Source organism: Pseudoalteromonas sp. AWH4_217, from assembly GCF_056161105.1.
In genome coordinates this window covers 69,693-94,030 of record NZ_JBSWYM010000006.1, presented here as the reverse complement: position 1 = coordinate 94,030, position 24,338 = coordinate 69,693, and the positions used below count along the sequence as shown (strand labels likewise).

Genomic DNA, 24,338 nt, shown 5'->3' with positions numbered 1-24,338 from the left:
ATATCCTTATCTTAGTACGTCGCTGATGGCGCTATAATCACGCACATACACGAGATTATCGGCCTCGTAATTAATACAGTGATTACCTTCTGGGTTGCGTTCGCAGTAATCCACTAAATCAGCAAACAAGTTGGCGTTGGCACGGCTTTTAGTCTCAATATCCTGTAACTGTATCAATTGCTCCGCTGAATATTGCGCTGCGTAGTAACGTTGCAGGTTTTTAGCACGGCGATACACCAATAGCTCATCTATCCAGCGAGCCGTCAGCTCTTTGATAATGAGTTGAGTCAGATAGTTAGCTGGCATATAGCCATTATCAGGGATGAGTTGTTGAAGGCCGGCACCAGAATCTAAATACCTGGCTGTATAAGCGTCGCTGATATTGTAATCATCCAGTGAATTAAACTGATTGATGTAGTCGGTTTTCAGGTAGTGTACCGCCGCTTCAAACAAATTAAAGCAAGGCTCGGGGTTGAGCAATGTACAGTGCATGATACCGTTAGGTATTACTTGCAATAACCTGTTTGGATCTCCCCCGCTTTGAATACCACTAATCGTAATTTTGACTGATTTTCGTTTATCTTCGGCGATTTTCTGCAGATCTCCATCGACTTTTACTTTACCTATCCAGTCAACGCTAAGGTACCCGCCAATTGTGCGCTTATCCGTCTCATTTCGATACTCAATTTTCATGTTAATGACAACATTCGAGCCGTAAGCAAAGCCCTGAACAAACCCGTCCCCCAAATTGCGAGCCTTGTTTCCGGGGTACGCCATTGCCAATTCCTTCGCGGCAACTGTAGGCTGAAAGCCTGTGTCATCGTTTGGAATCAATATTCTTGATTTGGGCTTAATTGAGGAGTAGACAGTATATGTACCTGTGTACCTATCCGCACTGATATCCTTAGCATAGTTTGAGCCTGCATCCACTCTAACCGCAGGCAACTCGAAACCTGCATCTACCTTTCCATCGACGAGTTTAAGTGCTTGCTGATAGCTCAGGTCAACACCTACTCTAAAATCTATATGCGTGTTACCCAAGTGATCAACTTGCCTGCCAAGCACAGATTGCAACCCCAAAAACTGCTTTCCTTTGCTCTGATAAGCCGTGCCAAGTGGCACAAGGTCATTACTCTGACCAATGGCCGTTCGTTCTTCTACTTCATGGACAGCTATAGTGTGAGCGTGTGCCTTTACCAACAACAAGGCGGCTCCCAATAACAACATAATCGAAACCACATTACGTATTTTCATTATCATATCTCCATGAAAGGCCCATCGGGCCTTGGTATTTGTCAATCCATGACTACTGCTTCAGGCTGTTCAGATAGTCCTGATGCCAAACCTGTGGCAGACGATTAAGCACATCTTCTGTTGTTTCCACCTCATTACTAAATTCATGCTCGCTTTGCATCGCCAAATCACCCACTTGCAGGCCATTAGCAAACATACTGAAAGACTCACCTTGCTGATAATTGGGATCATCCTTACCACGGCCCAGACGAAGGTTATACACCTTGTCGGCAAACTCAACCTCTTCTATCTGAGTGATCATTTCCAATCCATTTTCGGTCAGAATCTTTGCGCCTTGCTCAATTTTACTGGCCCACACAGCCTTACCAGACTGCATTACAATAGGGTGAGATTCTGTCAACAGCAGCGTTTTACCCGACTTGGTTTTCAGCTGGACCATGGGAATGGTTTCAACACCAACAGAAATATCTTCTATCGTCAGAGCTAAGTGATGATCAGGTGAAAACTCGCTGGCACCAAGCACTTGATCTCCCACGTCAAGCTGCTCTATGGGAAGTTGCTTGCCATTTGGCAGAGTAATTAAGGTGCCTTTAGCCAGGCAACTGTAAACAATTTGCATCTGAGGGTAGCCTATATCCTGCCATCCACTCTCCATCTCAGTGGAACCAATAACAAATGAAGCCGTTAGCGGATCTCTTCCGGGGCGAAGTACGTGATCAAGCGCAAAGTGCATTATCCAGTGAGTATCCTGATATCTGCTAAACAGAGTGGCATCCCCAAAAACCCCTTCACTTTGTGGAATATCCCATGATAGGGTGGTTCGATCTATACCGAGCCATTTATCGTAGCTAACCGTCAGTTGCTTCGCAAAAAAATCACTAATGCTCTGAAAATCAGAACCACCAATCGGCACAGCTCCTCCGCCTTCTTTCGTTTGAATAAAGATATTTGAGCCATGATTAACAAAGGAAGGCTTATCAACCACAGGGTTCTCAACTAAAGTTATTGTGCCGTTTTCCTCTTTTACTTCCAGCGTAGTAAAGTCCGGCTGATAGATACGTGTCACCTTTCCCATGACATTTAAGCTGCCTTTAAAAGGCACCTTAAGCTTGGTTTGGCTAGTAGGTGTATCTCTTGGGTAGATATTCTCATAATCACAATCACCATAATTCCGATTAAGACACATGACTATCCTACCGTCTGGCACCCCCTCTCCGGCTTCGGAGCGATTGTCAATTGGCTTTGTAATGTTACTTCCAAAGCCACTTTGATCGGTCGCTGGAAACATAGAGACACCTGTTTCGCTAGATGCACCCGCTCCTTGATGACTGAGATACCCCAGCTTGGCAAGCAAGGTATCTTTCGAGTATTCCACTACGATATTTCGATCTTCGACTACCTGTTTATTGCTCGTATCCATGTATACGACGGTGACCCAGCCATCAGCAAAGATACGCTCAGAGGTCGCAAGTTTGGAGAGCATGTTTTGCGCTTTGGCATATGAGTAAACAACTTTTCGCTTGGCTTCCTGGCCATCACCAAAGTACTCCTTGTATACGGGCATAGTGAGTTGCTCGCCTTTTTCATTGATCAAGCGAAGGTCTATCAAAGTATAATTCGTTGAAACAGTTTTACTGTATAATGCAGACAACACAACAAATGACTCGCCAGTTGTATTGCTAGTTGCTACTTCAACCCCCATATGCTTGAAAAAAGAACACAGCTCAGGCCTGCCGCTCGCACAGTTTTGTAATGAGCTGAAGCTCGAATGACTTGAACCAGGAGCTTCCTTGACCCTTCTTTGCTCAACCAACGAGAATAAATGAGGTCGATTTTTTTTACTCAGGCCATGCTGCGCCAGTCGCGCTTTTAAGCGCTCATTTTTAATCTGCATACCTTGCTGGAAAACGACATCATGGCCTGCTTCGAATGAGCCAGCGAAAGATTCAGGCGTCACAGATGCCGTCCCCAGTGCAAGTGCAATGGATAAATAGAGAGGTTTCATATTTTATTCCCTTAATATGGAGAGTTATTTGAGCAAACGCTCAGGTCACGCCAGCAATATGCCGACGAAACCCTACAGCAATTTATTCAATTAAGTCGGATGGAATACTTTAGGAGTTTTTTGCGGTGTGGCTATTTTTATTTGACAGGCTAATAAATTTGAAATCTCACTGTGCGTATACATGCGCGAGCTCATGTCAGACCCCTGCTCAATGCAAGTCTTAGCACTGATGGAATACGAAGTTGCATTTGAGAGGGGAATATCCACTGAACCATTTGTATTCACAGGCTGTTCAATGTCACCCGAAGGTTGAGCCGTATTTTGCACGAAGCTGTTGGTAAACTTAACTTTGTTACTGCTGTTAATTTCGAAACTAAAATTTGTAGGCGACCTCGCGCCAGTGCTTGAGAAGCCGATTTTTACATCAAAGATTTGACCCTCATCTACACTTCCACATGAAAAGAAAAAACTATATCCGTGACCAACCACCACACGCATCATTGTTTTACCCGGCAGAAAACTTTCGGGCAAAGTAAAAGCAACCAGCCCCGTATCCATTACCTCTTTTACGAGATAAACTTCCTGCTCTTCATACGAACCATTACGGTTGGTATCCAGCAATACAGTCACTTTTTGACCTATGGCACCTAGCCCCAGGTCAATGATGTTCTGCTGTTTCAAATATAAACGCAGTGGCTGGTCCAATATCTCCTGATAGCTCTGTGGCACTAAGGACAAATTATCACCATTAATCAGAACACGACTCATCAGGTCTGGATTTTCGTCTCCAAATAATGGAGGGCAAACTACTCCCAGAGGGCGTGAATAATAATCCCGGAAGGCAAACAACTCCTTGCCATCTGTTTTGACCACTTTGAGTTGAAACCGAGTAAGCAATTCGGGCTCGACAACGTTCGCCCTCTGTAAGAACGGATAAATCGCATCACCAGACGTACGCACCCAACGTTCAGTGACCTCATTACCCCAGTCCACAGTGATACGTTCTATTTCATCAATAGGTAGTGATTCAATCAAATATCTAAACTCATCATACTGTGGTACTGCCGTGACCGGCAGGCTGGAAATCCCAGATGAGTGCGCCACCAGCCCCACCTGATGCAAAACCGTATCGACATTACTTTGTGCTTCGTGTACTGGCTTATTCACAACATCAGAATCTGCAACAAGTATCAAGCAGGCCGCTGCATCGTCGAAACTGGCATTGGCTGGCAGGCAGGATACATTTGCTTTCAGAAATAGCTTAAACGCTTCTTTAATTGTCCAGCCATAGGTTTTCACTAATTCATAAAACGCTTTTCTGAACATTCCCCCTACGTCGTAAGTTGACATGTTCGCACGATACATGCTCATGTGGTCAATACCACGGCCATCCATAGACGGGAGGGCAAAATAGCGATGCCCTATGTCCTGGATTTTAACATCCCAGCCGAGCCACCACTTTTTATCGTCTTGCGGGCGCCCTGTGCTATCCAATGTTTGCGTTAAAAATGGCTCTGAGGTGCTAAAGCTGCCAGACACTCTGCGCTGTAAGTAATCCAATACGGCAAGGCTAGAAATATCTGAAAACGCTTGATAGAAAGCGCCTGCGTCCCCCTGACTTTTCAGCTGACTATTCCAGTATGTCAAAGCATACGCAGCCTCGTGGGCGACTACGCTCAACACAGTTAGCGAATAATTAGAATAGCTGTCGCCACTACCAAAATTAGTATAGGTACCATCCCAATACGCATTGTTCATGCCAAAAAAATTCTTGTGCACTCTCTGTTTTAGTTTGTGGAGACAATAACCGTTTTCTGCGCAATGAGCGCCTTGTTCTGGAAATAGCTCACCCAGCTGCTTGTGAAAAAACTGCATTGTCAGCCCACCATAAAAGTGGGCTTCATTCACAGAGCTGTAACTAAACCGTTGATAATAAAGTTGATCAACCATGGTCCGGTCAAAATTTTCAAGTTTATCATTGCAGTCAAATTCACTAGGCTCTGTTGTATGAATTGGATAGTTCATTGTCTGCACATAGGGGTTTTCTAAAAAACAGCGTCCCCCCTCTTTTCTGACAATAAAAGGGTAGCCATCAAACTCAGCAAAAATGAGCGGACGATCTATGTCGCTAACATCATTGAACAGTAGTTCAGTTGAAGGGCTGGTTGTTTCATCATACTGATATCTGAGGCAAGCCTCCATGGTCGAAGGCTGTGGAGAATAACAAATTGCCCCCATTTTCTCGTTACCACCTATGCCTCCAGCAGCAACGTATTGTTCGTCGATAGAAAGCTGTTCAACGTCTTGCTCATCACTGGAAACGTGAACGACCCCTTGCTCAGATTTAAGTACACTCAGGGTGTCCGCATCGATGGTGAGTGTGCGTATGCCCTCTTTCGAAGTGGCGATGACCTGAAAAACGCCTATTAGACGGCCTTGCCAAGTCAAATACGCGCGATTGAGATGTTTTAGTTTCGTCTCGGAAGTTATGCCGGCTCCTTCCGCCAGCCGCTGTTCGATATCAGTCAAGGACATGTGGAAGTAACGCCCATCAGTGGCACTCGTTAACTCTTGTGCTCTCAATGTCACACCCAGACCCTGCACGACTTTATCAGTGCCGTCTTTGACGAGGACAAACTGAGCTCCTATCACCGGTATGTCACGATAAAAAACCTGATAATGCTCAAAGCGCTTGGTACTTCCTATCGTTTTTATCCGTTGATAACTCAATCCTTTTTTCGCTTTGTCCGCATTCGTTGAAAGGGCAAAGGTTGGAATCTGCTTGTGCAGTTCATGTTCAATTTCATGCCACAAGTGTTGCTGATTCAATAATGAGTGTGTATCGAACCACTGCGCCTCAGCGTAGCTAACACAACTGAACCAACATAGAAAGGCCGCCAAAAAGGCTTTAATAATAGGCATTCACTCTCTCCCTGAATACGTACTGTTTATAAACTAGATGTTTTCCTTTTAAGCTTGAAACGGGCTTGTCGCTAGCACCATAAGGTCATTGCGACTTTTAATTGAGTATTCAAGCCTATTGCGTTACGTCATAAAAGCGTAATGTACAAACACTCACAATGAAACAAAAAACAAACAACCTGTTAAAATTTCATGTTCACTTCCGCACTTTGAACACGCTCAGTTGCCGCAAATAAAAACAATGCTGAAGCACTATTTAAAACAGTATTTTACCGACTCGATGGAGATTGCTGCCGTTATTTTAATAATAAGGCTCAAAGAATTAATAAGTTAGTAGATATTTCAAATGGCTGAGAAACATACACTAGGGTTTTCATAAGAGAATTATTAGTATTTACAGTACTCAAGCACCGAGCAGAAATACGTCTGTGGTGTACAAAGTCTAATTTGAGCATACGCCTTGTCACCCCTCGATGCCTAAACACAAGGAATATAATGTTTGTACCTGCATTTTGTATCGTGCACTCCGTGGCGTATCACTGAAAACGAAGAAAGCACTGTCAGACCCTCGATGGTACTGGCGGAGCTCACCCCTGCCAGTACTTAGCAAACAACTGTGGGTAGGTTTGCTTTAACACTTTGGGCTTATTTTTAAACTGTTTGCCCTGTGGCGCATAATTCACCGTGTTGTGATAGGGCAGCTCATGCTCCGTTTTTTGCTCGTAGAGCAAGCCTGCTGTCAGGTCCAGTTCGTCGCAGTAAGGGTAAGGCAGGTTATCGCGCAGGGGCATGTCTTCAATGCTTGCCAGGGTATCTGGCTGGGTCAGCACTTGCTCTACCCTTGCTTCGCCCTGGGTTAGTAGCCAATTACAGAAATCCAGAAAGTCATATTCACTGTTACAGCCGCAGGTCACATAAGCTGCCCCCCAAACATCCCAGTGCCATAAGCGTCTGAGCTGCTTGCTGTAGTGAGTGTCAAAATCGGCAATTTCTGTGTCAGACAGCGTTTCCAGCCTGGTTTTTAGTTGTGCCGCTTTATCTTTAGTTTGGTTGTCGATGGCAATGAGCTGCCAGAATTGGGTCAGATCCATAGAATAAAACACATCAGGAAGTAATGATGCGATCTTACCACAGCCTGCTAACTGAAAGGTATGGTGTGACGGTTTACAGGTACAAAAAAAGCAAGCCTTAGCTTGCTTTTTCTCTTAGGCATCAAGCGTCAATTAAAGCTTAACGATTTCTTCTGCCTGAGGACCTTTCTGGCCTTGAGTCAGTTTAAACTCAACACGCTCGCCTTCAGCAAGGGTACGGAAACCGTCACCTTTGATTGCACTGAAGTGTGCGAATACATCTGGGCCATTTTCCTGAGCGATGAAACCAAAACCTTTTGATTCGTTAAACCACTTTACGGTACCTGTTAAAGTATTAGACATAATAGTAAATCCTGAATATTAAAATGATGCCAATCCCTAAAAGCTAACCTCTGCCCTGTTGCAAAGGATCCTTCTATACAAAAAACTGGCAAACCTATGCCCATGTGGGCGCATAGACCTAAATTTTGCCGGTGATAAAACTTCAGGACGGTACTACTACAAGCAAAAACTTATACAACAACGTAATGGAGATTTATAAACACTGACCCAAATTCTGTCTACGTTCATCTTATCGGGCTGCCCCTCTAAGTCAACTAATTTTTAATCATATTTGTTAATTCTTGATGACACAAACAAGTCGCTTTAAAGGCAGAGGAGACAAGGGTGTACCTTTTTTATTTTACCTATTTGACAGGACTATGATCGAGGGCAAATTGTGGTTAATTTAACCGGGTATAACACCTTTGGAGACTACGCTTTGCAACTAAACTGGGTATAATCCTGCGCAGGTTCACTAAGGCGCTTTTTATGCTCAAAGAAATGTTTCTGCTAATAACCAGAGTTATTGTGTTGTGCGCTATCAGTGCACCAATTTGTGCTACACCATTAACAATATCCTACCTGCAACACCCTAGTGTCCGAGATCAGGCCTTGCCATTAATTCAGGCTGCGTATGCTCAGGCAGGCATTAAAGCCAACTTTATTGCCATGCCCGCGCACCGTGTGCTGCACGAAATTACGGCTGAGCATACCGATGGCGACGTCATTCTGGCACAGGAGATATTCGCCCCATTCAAAGATGTTATCTCTGTGGGTCCGGCGTTGACGGAAGTCGACTTTGTGCTCTTGTGCGTCGCAAATGTGCCTTGCGACAACTCTGTGTTAGTAGCAACACCAAGTACCATAGTCGCTACCGACCAATCCAAGCGTGTGCTGCTCACCAAGTACCCGCAAGCGCAAAGGAATCAGTTCTATCAGATTAACAATTTAGGCAAACTGCCTGAGCTGCTAAACCTGCACCGCTTTGACTACGCTGTTTTTGTGGTATCAACGCAGTGGCCGCTTCCCGACTCACTCGCACATTTAAATGTGCACCACTTGTTTAGCTCAAAAGCCTATCACGTACTGCATAAAAAGCATGCGGCAATAGCGGCACAACTGTCATTGGCGATTGCAACCGTCAAGGCACAAAAAGGTCTGTAGCAAAGTCTCTTTGACTGTCAGCTTACGGTTGCGCGATTGGCCCGGACACAGGAAATCGCAGTACTATGCTCAAGCCATCTTGATAACAACTGACGTACACAGTACCCGCCAGATCATTCAAAGCTATACGCTTAACATGTGCCAGGCCTAGCCCTGACCCTGCAACTTGTTTTTTAGTTGAATAAAATGGAGCAAAAATATCTTCCGGGTGAATCAGGTTCACACCCGCACCATTGTCACTCACTTTAAGCTTGAGCTCCTGATTTTTAACCTTGGCGCCAATTCTGACCGTTGGTTTCTCAACGCCATCAAATGCATGTTCAATTGCATTGGTAATCAGATGGTTGAGCGCTTCAATTAAACTGGCTGGCTTGAGGTGTAATAATACGTCTGCGCTTGGATCGATGTCGATTTGAAGCGTGATCTCTTTCTCTGCTAACGAAGGCGCCCATACATCTGCGAGTGAATTAAAAACATCTGTAATACGACATACTGTCGAAACCCCATTGTGGCACTGCACAATAGACTGTTTAAGCCGGTCAATTTTATCGTCAATCTGATAAAGGTTGCGTGCCAGCAGGGCCGCAGCCTGACCAATGCAGTCCGCCTGTTTACGGACTTCATCCATGGACTCGGGTCCATCCTCTAATGCTTGCAAAAGCCGACTGGCCGACTCGACCAGCATAGATGCAGATGTCACACTCACGCCCAATGGCGTATTGAGTTCATGAGCCAGCCCCATGGTCATTAATGTCTGCTCTTTAAATGCCTCTTTATGATCGTGCTCCTTTTGCTCCGCCAGCATTCTCAATTGCAGTTCAAACAAATGTTTCAGTGAGCTGAGCATAGCTCTGGTTTTGCCATCAAAGGTATTTTCTTTGTCGTCGAGTACACACACGGTGCCAAAAACTGAGTCATCAACATTCTTAATTGGCAAGCCCAGGTAAGCTATCATGCCCAGTTTGATATCCGGATTATGATCCCAGTCAGCATCTTTAAGGGCGTTGGGAACAAACAACTCATGTTGTGTCTTTATCACTGTTTCACAATAGAGCCCAGACTGTTCCCAACACTCACTATCACCAATCTCGTAAGGGTTTTTACTGTTGAGGCTCTTATTGAAAACACTCAGGTGGGGACCGTTGAGTTTCATGATCAATGCAACAGGCACCTCCAGTAGCTCAGCCACCCGAGTTAATAACTCATTCCATTGTACAACCAGTTCGTCTGATAAAGTGTTGGTGTTCACGCGCCTGCTCCTGACAAGCCCTTTTCTGGCCGCATGCCCCTCAGACTTGTCCTTTGAGTATAGCCTGAACACACCAATTTAAGTTAAAATTCGAACTCCAGTGCCAGCCTGAAGCTGTGGTCTTTGCTTACCTGGCTCAGCTCAGTAACAAAACCAATTTCCCACTTCAGCTGTTTCTGCCCCTGAAAGCGATGCAACCCTATCACTGCGGGACCTACGCCAAAAAAGTCCTCTCCGGTGTAGATTTCAATTGCAGGCTGAAAAGCGCTTACCCAACGATAGCGATATTGAGCTCGAAACTCAGTTTCCCATTCGTTGCTCACCATTTTTCCCCACTCCCTGGCAATAAAAGCATTGAATGTCAGACTGTTGCGACCAAACTCTTTCTCAAACAACAGACCCACTGTTGCCTCATAAGCAGACTCTTTATGACGTTTCTCGTATTCAAACAGAAGCCCCCAGTCAGCCCAATATCGCCCTTGTTCAACGAGCTGCCAACGTACTTCCGCCTCATATCCTGCCATGTCAAAGTTATCATCCTGATCCCGCTCACCAATGGCATAACCTTCAACTGTCATGGTCTCGGTCAGGCTCCACCCCAGCCCCAGACGCTGCGCCAGCACATTACCGGCATCATTTTGTCGTGACAGCAAACGCCATTCGACTTCCCTTTCCAATGGCAATACGTAAGGGTGGTACACTTTGTCAACCACCATACCATCAGCCAGAACATCGCTCGACTTGGTCACAACCCCGGCAAAGCACCCAATCACGACAGCGTTAAATACTAAATTATGCTTCACGGCCCTGCCTCCAGTTGTAAACAGCCCAAAAAACCCCTATTCCCATTGTCAGAGCCAATATAGACCACATACCTGGCGTCGCCTCATAACCAAATAAAACTTTCAGGATTCGCCCTCCTACGCTGTACTCATCTACCCAACTACGCATATCCAGAAGCGCTGTATACGCAGGAATAACGTCGATTTGGGCGGCCAAATCGCTGGCAAAAACCAATTTGCTGGCACTATGTAAAGCGACAAACATTGTCACTAGAGACAGTTTTATCCGCGTTGCCCAGAGTAAGGAGAAGTACAATAAAACTGCAAAACTGGCGCAGATACTGACACCCAATGCACCTCCCAGAGTCAACGCAAAAACAGCTTCCGTTTGCCAGTACCCACTGAAATAGGTAAGAAAGTTACTAAGATATAAAGTCAGTGTCGCAGCCAAACTGATAACTCGCGCTTCAGTCAACCCGAAAATATAATGACCTGATAGCCCTAAAAATAGTGTGATAAGCAAACAAATCTGAACCAATTCCAGGCCTCGGTAGTCCCACCACACTGAAATGTCAGCGGCAAAAATCAGCAAGGTCATGCATCCCAAACTACCCAATATTGTACCTAGTGCAGCCTGCTTCATCGTTAAAACACTGTTTCCTGTTGCGCTCAGCAAGACACAGACCACTGCGACAGGCAAACATTGATTCAAGGTAATTACGACAGAATTAAGGAGCATTGATATCCTCCTTCGCGATTACCATGCCACGTGCGGTATTAGGAGAAAACTCGCCGAAAAAGCTATACTCATCGGGCTCAAGAGGGCCAATATAAATCACACTTTTACGTCCGGGGAACAACACCTTTTCACGATTTAAATCAAAACTATCAAACTCCTCAGCGGCAGAGTCCTGATTTTCAATAACCAGACGGATCTTCTTGCCCGCAGGTACGACGATTGACTGTGGACTAAACAAATGATTCTTAAGTACAATACTTCGTGTCTCTAGTGCTAACGCTGGTGCGCACATCATGCAAAGGGCCAACGCCAAATGCGAGTTATACATTCTGTGCTCCTTTAAATACCAAGCTGACCTTCAGCCCTCCCAGCTCGGATGGTGACAACGAGAGAGAAGCGCCATATATGTCACAGATCTGCCGTACAATAGCCATTCCTAACCCGGCCCCCTTTTCCCCACTGGGATGAGAGTCGCCGCCAACTCGGTAAAAACGATCAAACACACGCTCTATTTGTGCTTCCGACATACCTGGTCCTGAGTCTTGAATTTGCCACAGTACCTGATGCGTATTGCGAGTGATATCAATACGGATTTCGCCATTTTTCGGGGTATATTTAATCGCATTACTCAACAGGTTTCCCAGTAAGGTCGACAGGGTAAATTGACACCCCAAAATAGACAGGGGCTCAGAGTGCAGGCTTATCTGCTGGGTCTTATCAGCAATTTTGTCATACATTTGTGCAACCAGTTGCTGAGTGATGGCTTCGGTATCAATTGGATGAAACTGTCTGCGCCATACCTGAGGCTCAGTGCGAGCCAAAGTCAGCATCTGCTCAACAATATGATTGAGCTGCTCCGCACTTTTCTCTATGCCTGTCAGGCAGCTTTCTGTTGGATCCGATTTAAGGTTATGTAAATGGATTTTGAGTGCAGCGATGGGTGTCTTTAGCTCATGAGCAGCGTCCGATGCAAAATATCGCTCTCGCAAATAAGCGGCTTCGACCTTGGCAAACAAAGCATTCATCATTGCTATCACCGGAGCCACTTCCTGATCCTGACTGAAGGTTTTCAACGCCGTAAAATCATCAGCTCGTCGTACCTTTAGCTCTGTCGAAAGCTGGGTTAAAGGGCGCAATGCACGATAGATATACCAGGTAATAAATACAGCTAGTAAAGGCATAATAATCACCAACGGCATCATGGCAGACAATACTAAGTTTTCAGCAAGAGAAAAACGTTTGTTCACTGACTCTGCCACCAACACCAGACGTTCGCCTTGCTCAGCGGTATAAGTGCGCAGTCGCATCGCTGCAATATTCTGCGTTCGCCAACCTGGAGAAAGGTCGACTTTAAACTCTGGACTTCCGAGCCGCTCACTGGCGGCAAGTAGCACATTATTTTGCCAAATCTGGAAATAGATTTCCCGGGTGGGGATAGTCTGTCCTAATTCAGTTTCCATGAGCAATACAGCCACTTCTCTAAGCTGTTCATCAAGCTGTTGCTCTGCTTTTTCCATACTGGCGCGATAACCGCTCAAAAGCGCCCAAAAAGTAGACAAAATAAGGCACGAGACCAATATCAACGTCAGTTTTCGATTAATCGAAATCGGTCGATGAGCGGGATGAATCGACACTCAGCTACCCACTACGTAACCAATACCGCGTAGCGTTTTGATAAACCCATTCGGTAACTTTTTACGCAGGTGATGTATATGTACTTCGATGGCATTCGACCCCAACTCTTCACCCCAATGATAAAGCTTGTCTTCAAGCTGACTCTTAGATAAAACACGCCCTTTATTTTCCATTAACGCTTTGAGTAACATGTACTCTTTTCGTGGTAGCAGTAAGGAGTGTTGATCAATCTCCACCTGGTGACTAACAAGATCCAAAGTGACCTGCTCACAACTCAGGCGGCTATCCTGCTGCTTTCCAAAACGTCGTGCCACAACCCGCAAGCGAGCAAACAACTCAAGTGGCTCAAACGGCTTTGCCAGATAATCGTCTGCGCCATGGTCTAACCCGGCAACTTTATCATCCAGCTCATCTCGTGCGGTCAGAATCAACACCCCAACCTGTGCTTTGTGTTGCTTGAGTGCTTTGAGTACATTCAACCCGTCCCCATCAGGCAGCCCTAAATCGAGCACAACCAGCTCTGGTAGCGTCACCTCAATTGACGTTAATGCTCTGGCACAGGTATCAACATGCTCGACCACATACCCTTCTTTTTTCAGTGACTGGACAAGGCCCTGTGCAAGCAGGGCGTCATCTTCTACTAGTAATAATCTCATTTCTTACGTTTTAGTTTCTTCTCTACGAGCGCTAATAACTTAGTCACTTCGGCCTGGCGGTACTGATCTGCTTTTTCGCGGCCAGGGCGTTTTGGCGCAATCTGTGCTTTCTGTAAGTGTATCAGAGCAGTACCATATTCGCGCTCATCATATAGGAATTGAGCATAAAAGTAATTGATATCCAGCCCTTGCGGGTTAATGTCCAATGACTGCTCAAACAGCTCTCGCGCTTTATTGTCATTGCCAAAGCCAATGGGCCACCCCGGTACCTGACTGTATAGAGTACCCAGACTGGTTAATGCAGAGCCATTGAGTGCCTCACGGTCAATGGCTATCGCTTGTTCAAACTCTGCTTTAGCCTGTTTGGCCAGGCCCAAAGCACCCAGCCCACCTTTCGCTCCCGCATAACTGGACTGAATAATACCATGCCAGATATGGCTCTCAGCCTTTTCCGGATACTGCTTCACAACCCTTTGACTGTCTTTTATCAATGCCTTAAAGGCTTTGTCCTGAGCATCGTCTTTCAATTCATAATTGACCTTTGCCCAAGACTGCTGCAACAAAGTTATATCGTCATCCAACGCAGCATAACTCACGCCACTGCAAAACAGACTAATAGATGCACTTAGTGCAATAAATGCGGATTTCATAGTGAGTCCTCCAATCGCGAAGAAAATTTTGCAGATTGTGCTGCGAAATGCGCTCGTATGGTCGACCGCTGCTTAATAATGCTGCCATCAACAAGCTCCGGCAGAGCGCCATTAAGTCGGGCAAAAAACTTCTCAGGGAATCCAAGCCCCTTACGTTTGGCTTTGCCTTTTAACAAAGCCATGAATTCATCTGCTACAACCTGAGGACAATCCATTCTATTCCCCAGTTTTTTGTTAAGCAGACGAACAGATTCATCATTGATGGCTGTATCAGCGGCCCTGGGTGAGAGGTATTTCACTGCAACTCGTCCATCCAGCTCTCGAGATAAAGCCTCACTGAAGCCACGTAAACCAAACTTACTGGCGCAATAAACACTTTGGTATGGAAATCCTATAGCCCCGAGCGCCGAACCAATGTTAACAACCGTTCCCTGATTAGCCTCAAGCTGATTTAACATAGCGTGGGTTAAACAGGCCGGTGAGACAAGATTTACCTGTAGTTGCTGTGTCAGTTCCGCCTGCGTCATATCTTCAAATGCGACCATCCGATTAACTCCAGCATTATTGACAAGCAAACTCGCGCCCCCCATCATCGCGGCTTGGTGTGTAATCTGAGCAGCTGCTTTTTCATCACTTAAATCCACTGCAATAGCCTGATGTTCAGCTCCAAATTGCGCCACCATTGCTTGTAGAGCATTTCGTTGACGCGCTACCAGGAGTAAACGCCAGCCATCTTTTAGCAAACGGTGTGCAAACACTCGCCCAAGCCCACCTGTTGCACCCGTTAACACCGCTAGTTTTTGAGTGCTCATCAGCTCGCCTCCCGTGTAAATGACCCAAGTTGAACGTCCATATCATGAAAAATGGCGCCATAGAGGCGATAAAAGCGTTTGGCGGCGTGAATGATGACCCGCTGCTCTCGCGGGTCTTCAATGCGATTCATTAACCCGGCAAAGAAGTTAATATGCTCAAGGTCCAGAGCGCCATGTGATGTCAGGTAACTGAAGGCACTTTTAGGTAACCCCAACTTAGTGCGGATCTGCGTTGCAGCTTTATCAGCCAGCATGATTGACGTGCCCTCCAGCACATTCACCATGCCAAAGAAACTCAAGGGTGACACACGTTGAATGCTGTCATAGGCATAGCTGACCATCATTTCTGTCGCAAAGCCCGGCTGGCTGTGACGTACCGTTTCTTTATCGAAACCGCACGCAGCTATATCATTGAGGATCCATTCCTGATGCCCTAGTTCCTCTTCAATGTAATGTGCAATCGCCTCACGTAGCCATTCTTTTTCTTCGTTTAATTGGCTGCCACATGCCATCAATAGTGGAACCGTGTGCTTAACGTGATGAAAAGCCTGTGTTAAGAAACCCACATACTGCTCAATGCAGATCTCATCTTCAAATACCGCCTTGAAGATAGGCGCACTTAACAGGTACTCTCGTTCAGCCTGAGTCGCGTCCTGTAATGTTTCATAGAAATTCTTCATATGCTTTTCTCCAATCGTATTTGTTGCTGCGAAGTCTGCTCCTCGGTGTAAGTTTGATAGAGGGCAGTTAATTCAGTTTGGTAGTGGTGGGCAATGGCATCACGCCTGGGCCGACCGTTTGATGTTAGTAATTCGGCTTGTACCGACAAGGGATGTTCCAGCCGATGCCAGGAATCAACTCTGGCGTAATCTGGTAACAGGCTATTGGTCTGAGTGACAAGCTTGGTTAGCTGGCCATCACTGAGTTGCGAAGAGGCATAGATTAATGCAACCAGATGCGCCCTGGCCTCCCCAAAGACAACTGCCTGTAAAACACCACAATGGCTAAGTAATAAAGCTTCGGGCCACTCTGGCGACACATTACGCCCATTGCTCAGGATCAGTTGGTTTTTGAGCCTTCCATGGATAACCAGGCCCGTGGTCTCTTGCCTGGCTAAATCTTCGGTTGCCAGCCAACTCTCAGGGTTGTGCTGCGCTCCATTGAGATAGCCAAGATAAAGTGGCCCGCGAAGGTAAAGCTGTCCATGTTCAATTTTGTACTCCAGATGGGGTAACACCTCTCCGACACCTGTGAGCTTTCCGTCAGCTGTGTTCAGTGCCACCACGGAGCCGGCTTCCGATAGCCCATAGCCCTGAAAAACGGGCAATCCAAACGCGATGGCTTGAGCAAGTAGATAGCTATCAACCCGGGCGCCACCAACGGCGATAAAACGTAAACTGCTAGGTGGTTGCCAGCCCCGTGAGCAGGCATGCACCAACAGCTGCAATAGCTCCGGGACCAGGATCAGCGTATTAGGCTCGAAATCACTGATACAGGCCAATAGTTTGTCGGGGGCTTGTAACTGGCTGCCCTGATACCCCAGGCTATGCAAAGAAGGTGCAAAAATCTGACCGCAGCTCAGTAACGGGGCATACACTCCTGCGATATTTTCAAGCAAGACAGCCAGAGGCAACAAACACAGATGTCTGGGCTTTTCCAGGTTCAAGCGCTGACTGAGACTCTGTGCCACTTGCATCACAGTGGTTTGCGACAAACACACACCTTTGGGAGAGCCGGTCGAGCCTGAAGTAAAAGTGATCTTGCGTGTACCTGCAAAATAGCCTGTTGCTTGACCATTAAGCCGGTAAACATGGAGTTGACGCCCACATACGGAAATGGTTTTACTATGCGGATAGACCTGAAGCACCGCTTCACTAATTAACCAGGTCGCACCTGACTGACATAATGCGTGCTCGCACTGTGCCTGAGTGAAAAACAAAGGCAGGGGCAGCGCAATTTTATTGCACTCTAACAATGCTAGGTCAAGCGCAATCCAGGCTGGTGAATTATCCATATGAAAAGCAATACACGCTCCATCAAGTGTGCTCAGATATTCCATCAAGACCTCACATTGCTGCTGAAAGTCATGCTTGGTCCAGCTTTGATGCTCATCTGCAACAACAACCTCTTGGCTGTGATGTGATGTACCATTCAAGAAATCATGCATAGCGCAGTCCCTCCAGCAAATATTCCGTTTCATCGCGATATTGATTCACATATCGCCGCAATAGCGCTGTTTCTCGGATCACCTGAGTCGCATCGGATAACTCAACCACACACACTTTAGGCTGTTGCTGATAGTAAGAACCATAATCTGCAGCGCCCTCTATATTATCTGTAGCGTCTGCAAGGATATGCACCGGTACCTGCAGCAAAGACAATAGCGCTCTTACCTGAGTGGTTGCAGCAAAGGTTAAATAGCGAATGCCGTAAGCGATAAGTGCCTGAGCAACTATGACAAAATGCAACAAACTGGCTTTGCGATGCGTCGATACCAAGTTTCCCAGCTCGGCAATCTCAAAGCGCGCATGTTGACTTAATGCACTCTGGCCAATTTGATGTGCACCGATAGCCCGCTCAATACTGTGTTGCAGGTACTGCTCGACAAACAACTCGTGCTTGCCAGCGAGCCTCAACCCCAAACTACACTGGCCACAAGTCAGCTTCAGCGTACTCAGTAACGGATAAAAATGTTTGATCTCAGCATCAAATGCTTTACGAAACCCACTGCGAATGTCTTGCTCCAGTGTGGCACGTAAAACACAATGCTCAGCTGCCCAGCTTAATAGCCGAGTAGGGGTCGCAGTTCCAAGTGTTTGAACGAGGGCGGTCATACGCTGCTCCGTGATGTTAACTTAGGTGCAGAATAGAACTGGAAAATTAAGACAACCTTAAGGTTTCAAAATGAGTGAATCATTGGAGCCTAAGAAGTACTTTTCAGTGCTAGGTGCGCAGCAACATCCTCTGCGCTGAGCGGCTCACCCAAATGATAACCCTGCAGCAGAGGGCAACCCATCTCGGTGAGTAATCTGGCTTGTTCAGAGGTTTCTACTCCTTCTGCGCAGCAAATAACACCGAGATTGTTGGCCAGGGTCAGTATCGAACTCACCACGCCCGAAGCCTCACCTGTGATCAGTCCCTTTGTTAGCTCGGGGTCCAGTTTAAGGACATCAAAGTGGAATGCATGAAGTTCTCTAATGCTGGTATGGCAAGCGTCAAAGTCGTCAATTGCCAGAGTAAACCCTGCCTGACGCCATGTGCTAACCACCGAGCTAAGTTCTGCTCCAAGCAACGACAATTGCTTTTCAGCAATCTCAATTTCTATATGCTGAGGCAGTAAGCCATGTGAGGATATGCAGCGTTTAAGCGTTTGCAATGCGTCATCGTGTTGTAGTGTTTTTACTGCAAGGTTGATGCTTAACCTGAGCTTGGGGTACAGAGCCTGCCATTTCACAAAACAGCTCAGCGCCTGCTCCCAAAGCCTGATCTGTAAAGTCATCAAGGCGCCCAGATCTGCTATCTCACCGATAAAATGATTCGCTTCGACTAATACACCTTCTTTGTGCCAACGTGCTAACATCTCCAACTGAACAACCCGGCCATCCGCGGCACTCACAACGGGCTGAAAATGAGGCACAAACTTATCCTGAGATATCGCCTCCAAAATGGCCTGCTCCAGAGCCTGGTTTTGTTCGGCTTCGTCATCCAGTTGTGAGCAGTAAAACTGCATACCACCTTTGCCAGATTTCTTCGCCCGATACATGGCGCTGTCTGCATGTTTCATTAACACTTCGGCGTTGTCACCGTCATCAGGGTATAAAGCCACACCAGCGCTCAAAGTTGCCTGCACTTCAACGCCTTTGATCTCGTATTGGCCACACACTTTATCGAGCACTTTTTTGATAACACTGCCAACGTGCCGTTTATCTTCAATGGCATCAAGCAACAGTACGAACTCATCGCCCCCCATACGAGACACCGTATCACATGCCCTGATAGCATCGGTCAACCGGTGTGCGATCTGCTTCAGGAGCAGATCACCAAAGTCGTGCCCTAATGAATCGTTAATTTTTTTAAACTTATTGAGGTCCATAAACACAACGGCAAACTGATGACGGTTGCGTAATGCACGTTTACAGGCCTGAATCAGCCTGTCTTGCAGCAATAGTCGATTCGGCAAACCGGTCAATGCATCATGGTGAGCCAGGTGATTCATTTTACGTTTAAGCGCCCGCGATTCAGTCACATCCTGGAAAATCATCACGGCCCCAATCACTTTACCTGCGTTGTTGTAGACCGGAGAGCAGGAATCATCAATCGCAAATTCCAGCCCGAGATGATTTCGAAAACAGGTAGAATCCGGCAAGCTGATCGTTTGCTGGTTGCGCATGCAAACCGCCATCTGATCTTCAATAAGCCTGTCACTGCCCTCGTGATAAAGCGGCATGACCTCAGTGATAGGCAGCCCTTTAACTTCTTCGGTCAGTAAGGCTAAGACGGCCTCGGCGACCGGATTCATAAAGATCACTCGGCTCTCTACATCGCAGCAAATTACGCCGTCGCCTATGGAGCTCAGTGTCACGGCTAACAGCTCGCTGTCTGTGTCAGCCTGACCAAGATGAGGAGAAAGATGTAAATAGCGAGCCAGATGAAGGTTACGTTGCTCAGAGCTCTGAAACTCAAACAACCCCGTCACACGTTCGCTCTGGGCACTAACCAGCGTCAATTTAATCACCTGGCCATTTTTTGGCTGTTCCAGCCATGCTGCGAGCCTTGCCCAGCTATCTGGTTCAAGCAATTCGTGGAGGTTGTAAGCAAATAATGCTTTATGGGTTTTATTCAGCGCTGTAGTTAAGCCATCACTCATACTGACTAAGCTCGCATCCGAGCTAAACACAAACTGATATCCCGGGTTCGCCTGAAATGCCTCCAGATAAAAATGATGGGCCTCATGGTGTTCACTACTGCTGATAACTCCCCGTTGGCGATTTAACCCCCACACCACCAACCCCGCCATCAAAGCAAACACGCCCCCTATGACCAACGCAAACACCATTGGGTTGGCCAATAAAATAGCGGGTGATGGAGTTGCTGCGCTTGCCTGCCACCCCATGGCAGAGAAACACAGACAAACTATTGATTGCAACGCAGCGGGTTTCACTCAAGCTCCGATCTTTTTTTATGTCGCACCTGTCAAGCTTAGTCGCAATCTCGTCACTTTGGTAATGCTTAAGAGTACTTTTGAAGCCTTTGTTAATGAAAGGGTTTAAGGTTGTGGAGAACATTTTCACTGGGTGTGCGATTATGCCGATTTCTGGAATTTCAGCGAATTTTATCCTAGTGTCTTGAAAGCAGCCCGTTGCCAGTGGAGTTTCGCATTGAGCGATAAAAATATAGTAGACAGCTTTATTCGCGTTGCGCGTATTATCGCCAACCTGGATGCCATTCTGGCTGAAGCCAAAAACTTATCATTAACCGCTAAAAATGCACGCGTTGTGGCACTTCGGGCGGGAGATTCTGCATCCGGTTTTAAGCCTATCACTAATTTTATTGATGAATTCTCAGAACAAACCATTAAAACCACAACACACATCTCCACATTATCCAACCAGCTGTTCAAAATCGCGCTCGAGGCCGTACGCAGTACACAGTTTGATTTACATGTTGATCAGGCTGCGACGCTGGCTACCACAGTGCAACTCGCAGCCTTACAGCACAAAGCGAAGTCAGAACGACAGCAACAGACTAAGAAGCTCGAAATCGCCCTGCATGAACTGGAGAGTTTTTTTGAAGAAATTAACAAGCAAATGCGCAGTGCTGAATACATTGCAGTAACCAGTAGAGTTGAAGCATCGAATGCAGGAGAATTTAGTGACAGCTTGCAATCCGTCTCCGACTTTATTGCCAGTGCAGCCAGAACAATCAAGCAATCTGTCACCGTAAACTTAAATGAAATTCATACACTAAGAGGCACCTTGCATTGAAAGCGACACAACTGTTTCAGGCTCCCAGCCATACCTGGTTGATGTTTGGCCGGGATGAAGGAAAACCAGAAAAAATCATAGATACCAACCAGTACTTGGTAAAAGGCAAAGGCCAGGCGGTGCTGCTAGACCCGGGCGGCACGGAGCTCTTTTCACCTATGTTAGCCGCAATATTGCAGCATATTGAACTCGAAGAATTGACAACGTTATTCGCTTCTCATCAGGACCCAGACATCATTTCATCACTTGGGTTGTGGGATAAGGCCCTGCCGAATGCAACTCTACACGCTCCCTGGCTGTGGGAAGGGTTTATTCGTCACTTTGGCATGAACAATATCAGATATCAGGGGATCAAGGACGAAGGCGGGGAGATCCGTCTGAATGACATTAGCCTAAAGCTGGTACCAGCACATTATCTTCACTCATCCGGAAATTTTCATGTCTATGACCCCCACGCCAAAATTCTGATGAGCGGTGATGTAGGCGCAGCACTGGAAAAAACGGATGCGCCCATATTTGTTGAAGACTTTGGCACTCATGTGAAACACATGGAGTATTTTCATCGTCGCTGGATGCCCTCTAACCGCGCAAAATCAAACTGGATAGCCCGCGTTAAGGAGCTGGATATCGACATTATGGCACCACAACATGGCCGTTTGTTTAAAGGAGACGCCGTCACCGAATTCCTTGAATGGTTTGCCAAGCTGGATGTCGGGATTGCAAGTTAACGGGGTACTGGTTTTTTGAGTTACTTGTCGCTCCACACCGCTAATTCGTTACCACTTGGTTCAATGAAATGAAACCGTCTGCCACCCGGAAAGCTAAAAATCGCTTTATTGATAGTGGCCCCTGCTTGCTCTACAGCTTGCTGTGTTTGCTCGAGGTCCTGACTGTAGAGCACCAGTAACGGTGCCCCCTGATCCTGACGTGCAGACAACTCACTTTGAAAAAAGCCCCCCTCCAAGCCAGACTCACTAAAAGCAACGTACTCTGGGCCATATGACTGAAACTGCCAGCCAAATACCGATTCAAAAAATGCCTGTGTCGCAGCCAGATCCGACGCTGCAAACTCTACATAATTTAAGGCATGGTGTGTCATGGTCTTTCCCTCTTAATTTTATAATCTTACCTTAATGTTCAAAGCTCGTTCACTGGCACCGGCTTAAGATAGCGCACCGAGCTGAATTTGCTCCATCTTAGCGCCATGGCATGATAGAGTGCCAGAAAAAATAGCATATTAACGATGAATACTTTGCTTCGCTTACTTTTTATAGGTTTGCTCATGACCCTGACAACCCAAAGCCACAGTGCCACGGTATCACCTGAATTACGCCCTCTGATTGGCCAAAAACTGATGCTCGATTTGAGATACTTTTGTGAACAAGGCAAAGGAGCGCAGTGCAGAGCGCCTATGACGTCTCTGCCACCGCAGCTAAGAGACATCCTCCGGGAATATCATATCGGTGGGGTGATCCTGTTTGCCGAAAACGTACAGGAAATTGACCAGATTGTCGCGCTAACAAGTCAGCTGAATGACGCTACTGAAGTCCCTCCCTTTATCGCCATTGATCAGGAGGGTGGCAGGGTCGCCAGAATCAACCGTGCCGAGGCAACCTCATTCACAGGCAATATGAGTATTGGTGCCAGCTATGCGAAACATGGCACCCACTATGCGCATGCAGTCGCCACTGCGATAGGTAAAGAACTGGCTGCGCTTGGGATCAATGTTAACTTCGCCCCCACTGTTGACGTCAATGCCAACCCGGACAACCCAGTCATCAATGTACGTTCATTTGGCGAGAGCCCCGACATAGTCGCAAAACTAGGAGCCGCGCAGGTTAAGGCATTTGAGCAACAAGGGGTTATTTCAGCCATTAAACATTTCCCAGGCCATGGTGATACCAATGTAGACAGCCACACAGGTTTGCCCCGGGTCAATCACACTCCTGATCAAATTTACCAGCAGGACATCGCACCATTTGCGACCATCATCAAGCAACACGCTCCGGGTATGCTGATGACAGCACATATTCAATATCCGGCTTTAGATGATACGCAAATCCTCAACAAACGTGGCGAGAAAATGCTGCGTCCAGCCACCATGTCACGCAAGATAATGCACGATTTACTGCGGGGTCAACTGGGGTATCAGGGTGTCACCATCACGGATGCGCTCGACATGGCCGGGATCAGTGACTTCTTTGCTCCTGAGCAGGCTGTCATAGAAACCTTTGCTGCCGGCGTAGATATCGCACTTATGCCTTTTGCGATACGGAGCACAGAAGATATCAGTGCATTCAGGCAATTTATGGACAAGCTTTATCAAACAGCCTCTACCCAGCTAGCGATCTCTGAGCTCACATTATCAGCCAACCGGATCCGTGCGCTCAAAGCACGCTTTTTACCCGAAAAACGTCGCTTATCAACCGCCATAGCTGAATCCGTCTTGGGTAACCCCCAACATCGAAAAGTAGAGGCCGAACTTGCGCTGGCGGCCATTACCGAAGTGAAAAATGATAATCTATTGCCACTGGCAATTCGCGCTAATCAACACATTCACCTCATCATGCCTGACAAACAAAAAGCCACGGCGCTTAAACAAGCTTTACAGGCTCACTCCGCACACCCATTCACTGTGACAGTGTCCAGTTTGCAAGGGTTTGATCCACAGCAAGCAAAGTCAGATATCCAGCGTGCTGATTGGGTGATTGCCGGGCACGCCTCCCCAGCACAAAGTGCTGCCGAAATTGGCGGGATGGACGACCTGGCAACATTAGCCAAATTTGCGGTAAACGCAAAAGCCCAGCCAGAGGCATTAGAAGAGCTAATGATATTCGCCCAAGCGCAGAATACACCGACGGTTTTCATCAGCTTACGCGCACCCTATGAAATCACTCGCTTTGCTCCATACAGCCAGGCTGTACTGGCAAGCTATGCGTATAACGTAGATGTTGAAACCGAGCACCGGGTGAGTGGCCCCGCTTACACAGCCCTTGCACAAGTGATTATGGGCAAGGCCAAAGCCAATGGTACGCTCCCGGTCAGCATAGACAAACAGGCAGATTAATCGTATC

Annotated in this window: 22 protein-coding genes; 4 read left to right on the top strand and 18 right to left on the bottom strand. The window is 46.8% G+C overall.

Features of this window, described 5'->3' with window-relative positions; translation table 11 throughout:
• Positions 1-6 precede the first annotated feature (6 nt).
• The 5 genes from ACXAH1_RS08765 to ACXAH1_RS08745 all read right to left on the bottom strand — a co-directional run bounded on the left by ACXAH1_RS08765 (position 7) and on the right by ACXAH1_RS08745 (position 7,614).
• Positions 7-1,254: a hypothetical protein gene (locus tag ACXAH1_RS08765; protein ID WP_475196036.1), complete on the bottom strand. Its 1,248-nt coding sequence runs from the start codon at positions 1,252-1,254 to the stop codon at positions 7-9.
• Positions 1,255-1,306: 52 nt separating this feature from the next.
• Positions 1,307-3,259 (bottom strand): Hint domain-containing protein, encoded by a 1,953-nt coding sequence (locus ACXAH1_RS08760; protein ID WP_475196035.1) that lies wholly within the window; start codon positions 3,257-3,259, stop codon positions 1,307-1,309.
• 90 nt (positions 3,260-3,349) lie between these two features.
• Positions 3,350-6,181: a M4 family metallopeptidase gene (locus tag ACXAH1_RS08755; protein ID WP_475196033.1), complete on the bottom strand. Its 2,832-nt coding sequence runs from the start codon at positions 6,179-6,181 to the stop codon at positions 3,350-3,352.
• 587 nt (positions 6,182-6,768) lie between these two features.
• Entirely contained in the window at positions 6,769-7,272 is a 504-nt protein-coding gene (locus ACXAH1_RS08750) for a DUF4240 domain-containing protein (protein WP_475196031.1), read from the bottom strand.
• A 132-nt stretch (positions 7,273-7,404) separates the two neighbouring features.
• Positions 7,405-7,614 (bottom strand): cold-shock protein, encoded by a 210-nt coding sequence (locus ACXAH1_RS08745; protein WP_010380108.1) that lies wholly within the window; start codon positions 7,612-7,614, stop codon positions 7,405-7,407.
• 468 nt (positions 7,615-8,082) lie between these two features.
• Between ACXAH1_RS08745 and ACXAH1_RS08740 the strand changes: the two genes are divergently transcribed.
• The gene (locus ACXAH1_RS08740; RefSeq protein WP_475196029.1) at positions 8,083-8,757 is read left to right on the top strand and encodes a hypothetical protein; all 675 of its coding nucleotides are present in this window, start codon (positions 8,083-8,085) and stop codon (positions 8,755-8,757) included.
• Positions 8,758-8,779: 22 nt separating this feature from the next.
• Here ACXAH1_RS08740 and ACXAH1_RS08735 read toward each other — a convergent pair whose 3' ends face one another.
• From ACXAH1_RS08735 to ACXAH1_RS08680, 12 genes are all read right to left on the bottom strand, one after another.
• On the bottom strand, positions 8,780-10,006 hold the full coding sequence (locus tag ACXAH1_RS08735) for an ATP-binding protein (RefSeq protein WP_475196028.1): 1,227 nt from the start codon (positions 10,004-10,006) through the stop codon (positions 8,780-8,782).
• Between the two features lie 83 nt (positions 10,007-10,089).
• A complete protein-coding gene (locus ACXAH1_RS08730) occupies positions 10,090-10,779 on the bottom strand; it encodes a hypothetical protein (protein ID WP_475196370.1) in 690 nt (229 codons plus the stop codon).
• 19 nt (positions 10,780-10,798) lie between these two features.
• Positions 10,799-11,527, bottom strand: coding sequence for an iron transporter (locus tag ACXAH1_RS08725; protein WP_475196027.1), 729 nt, complete (start codon positions 11,525-11,527; stop codon positions 10,799-10,801).
• Entirely contained in the window at positions 11,517-11,822 is a 306-nt protein-coding gene (locus tag ACXAH1_RS08720; protein ID WP_475196369.1) for a cupredoxin domain-containing protein, read from the bottom strand. Before ACXAH1_RS08720 ends, ACXAH1_RS08725 begins: the two co-directional genes overlap by 11 nt.
• Positions 11,823-11,847: 25 nt before the next feature.
• Positions 11,848-13,065, bottom strand: a complete 1,218-nt coding sequence (locus ACXAH1_RS08715) for an ATP-binding protein (protein ID WP_475196025.1) — start codon at positions 13,063-13,065, stop codon at positions 11,848-11,850.
• Between the two features lie 96 nt (positions 13,066-13,161).
• The gene (locus ACXAH1_RS08710; protein WP_475196023.1) at positions 13,162-13,818 is read right to left on the bottom strand and encodes a response regulator; all 657 of its coding nucleotides are present in this window, start codon (positions 13,816-13,818) and stop codon (positions 13,162-13,164) included.
• Complete coding sequence (locus ACXAH1_RS08705) at positions 13,815-14,468, bottom strand: tetratricopeptide repeat protein (protein ID WP_475196021.1); 654 nt, start codon at positions 14,466-14,468, stop codon at positions 13,815-13,817. The genes ACXAH1_RS08710 and ACXAH1_RS08705 overlap by 4 nt, the downstream gene beginning before the upstream one ends.
• Positions 14,465-15,280, bottom strand: a complete 816-nt coding sequence (locus ACXAH1_RS08700) for an SDR family oxidoreductase (protein ID WP_475196018.1) — start codon at positions 15,278-15,280, stop codon at positions 14,465-14,467. The genes ACXAH1_RS08705 and ACXAH1_RS08700 overlap by 4 nt, the downstream gene beginning before the upstream one ends.
• A complete protein-coding gene (locus ACXAH1_RS08695; protein WP_475196016.1) occupies positions 15,280-15,960 on the bottom strand; it encodes a TenA family transcriptional regulator in 681 nt (226 codons plus the stop codon). Before ACXAH1_RS08695 ends, ACXAH1_RS08700 begins: the two co-directional genes overlap by 1 nt.
• The gene (locus ACXAH1_RS08690) at positions 15,957-17,447 is read right to left on the bottom strand and encodes an AMP-binding protein (RefSeq protein ID WP_475196013.1); all 1,491 of its coding nucleotides are present in this window, start codon (positions 17,445-17,447) and stop codon (positions 15,957-15,959) included. The genes ACXAH1_RS08695 and ACXAH1_RS08690 overlap by 4 nt, the downstream gene beginning before the upstream one ends.
• Positions 17,440-18,114 carry a thermostable hemolysin gene (locus tag ACXAH1_RS08685; protein WP_475196011.1) on the bottom strand — a complete coding sequence of 225 codons (675 nt, stop codon included), beginning with the start codon at positions 18,112-18,114 and terminating at the stop codon, positions 17,440-17,442. The genes ACXAH1_RS08690 and ACXAH1_RS08685 overlap by 8 nt, the downstream gene beginning before the upstream one ends.
• 89 nt (positions 18,115-18,203) lie before the next feature.
• Positions 18,204-20,441, bottom strand: coding sequence for a putative bifunctional diguanylate cyclase/phosphodiesterase (locus ACXAH1_RS08680; protein ID WP_475196006.1), 2,238 nt, complete (start codon positions 20,439-20,441; stop codon positions 18,204-18,206).
• Between the two features lie 217 nt (positions 20,442-20,658).
• On the opposite strand from ACXAH1_RS08680, the gene ACXAH1_RS08675 reads away from it, so the two are divergent.
• A complete protein-coding gene (locus ACXAH1_RS08675) occupies positions 20,659-21,264 on the top strand; it encodes a chemotaxis protein (RefSeq protein ID WP_475196003.1) in 606 nt (201 codons plus the stop codon).
• On the top strand, positions 21,261-21,992 hold the full coding sequence (locus tag ACXAH1_RS08670; RefSeq protein WP_475195999.1) for an oxygen-binding di-iron domain-containing protein: 732 nt from the start codon (positions 21,261-21,263) through the stop codon (positions 21,990-21,992). The genes ACXAH1_RS08675 and ACXAH1_RS08670 overlap by 4 nt, the downstream gene beginning before the upstream one ends.
• Positions 21,993-22,012: 20 nt before the next feature.
• Here ACXAH1_RS08670 and ACXAH1_RS08665 read toward each other — a convergent pair whose 3' ends face one another.
• A complete protein-coding gene (locus tag ACXAH1_RS08665) occupies positions 22,013-22,363 on the bottom strand; it encodes a VOC family protein (RefSeq protein ID WP_475195994.1) in 351 nt (116 codons plus the stop codon).
• 183 nt (positions 22,364-22,546) lie between these two features.
• On the opposite strand from ACXAH1_RS08665, the gene ACXAH1_RS08660 reads away from it, so the two are divergent.
• Positions 22,547-24,331, top strand: a complete 1,785-nt coding sequence (locus tag ACXAH1_RS08660; RefSeq protein ID WP_475195990.1) for a glycoside hydrolase family 3 protein — start codon at positions 22,547-22,549, stop codon at positions 24,329-24,331.
• Positions 24,332-24,338 lie beyond the last annotated feature (7 nt).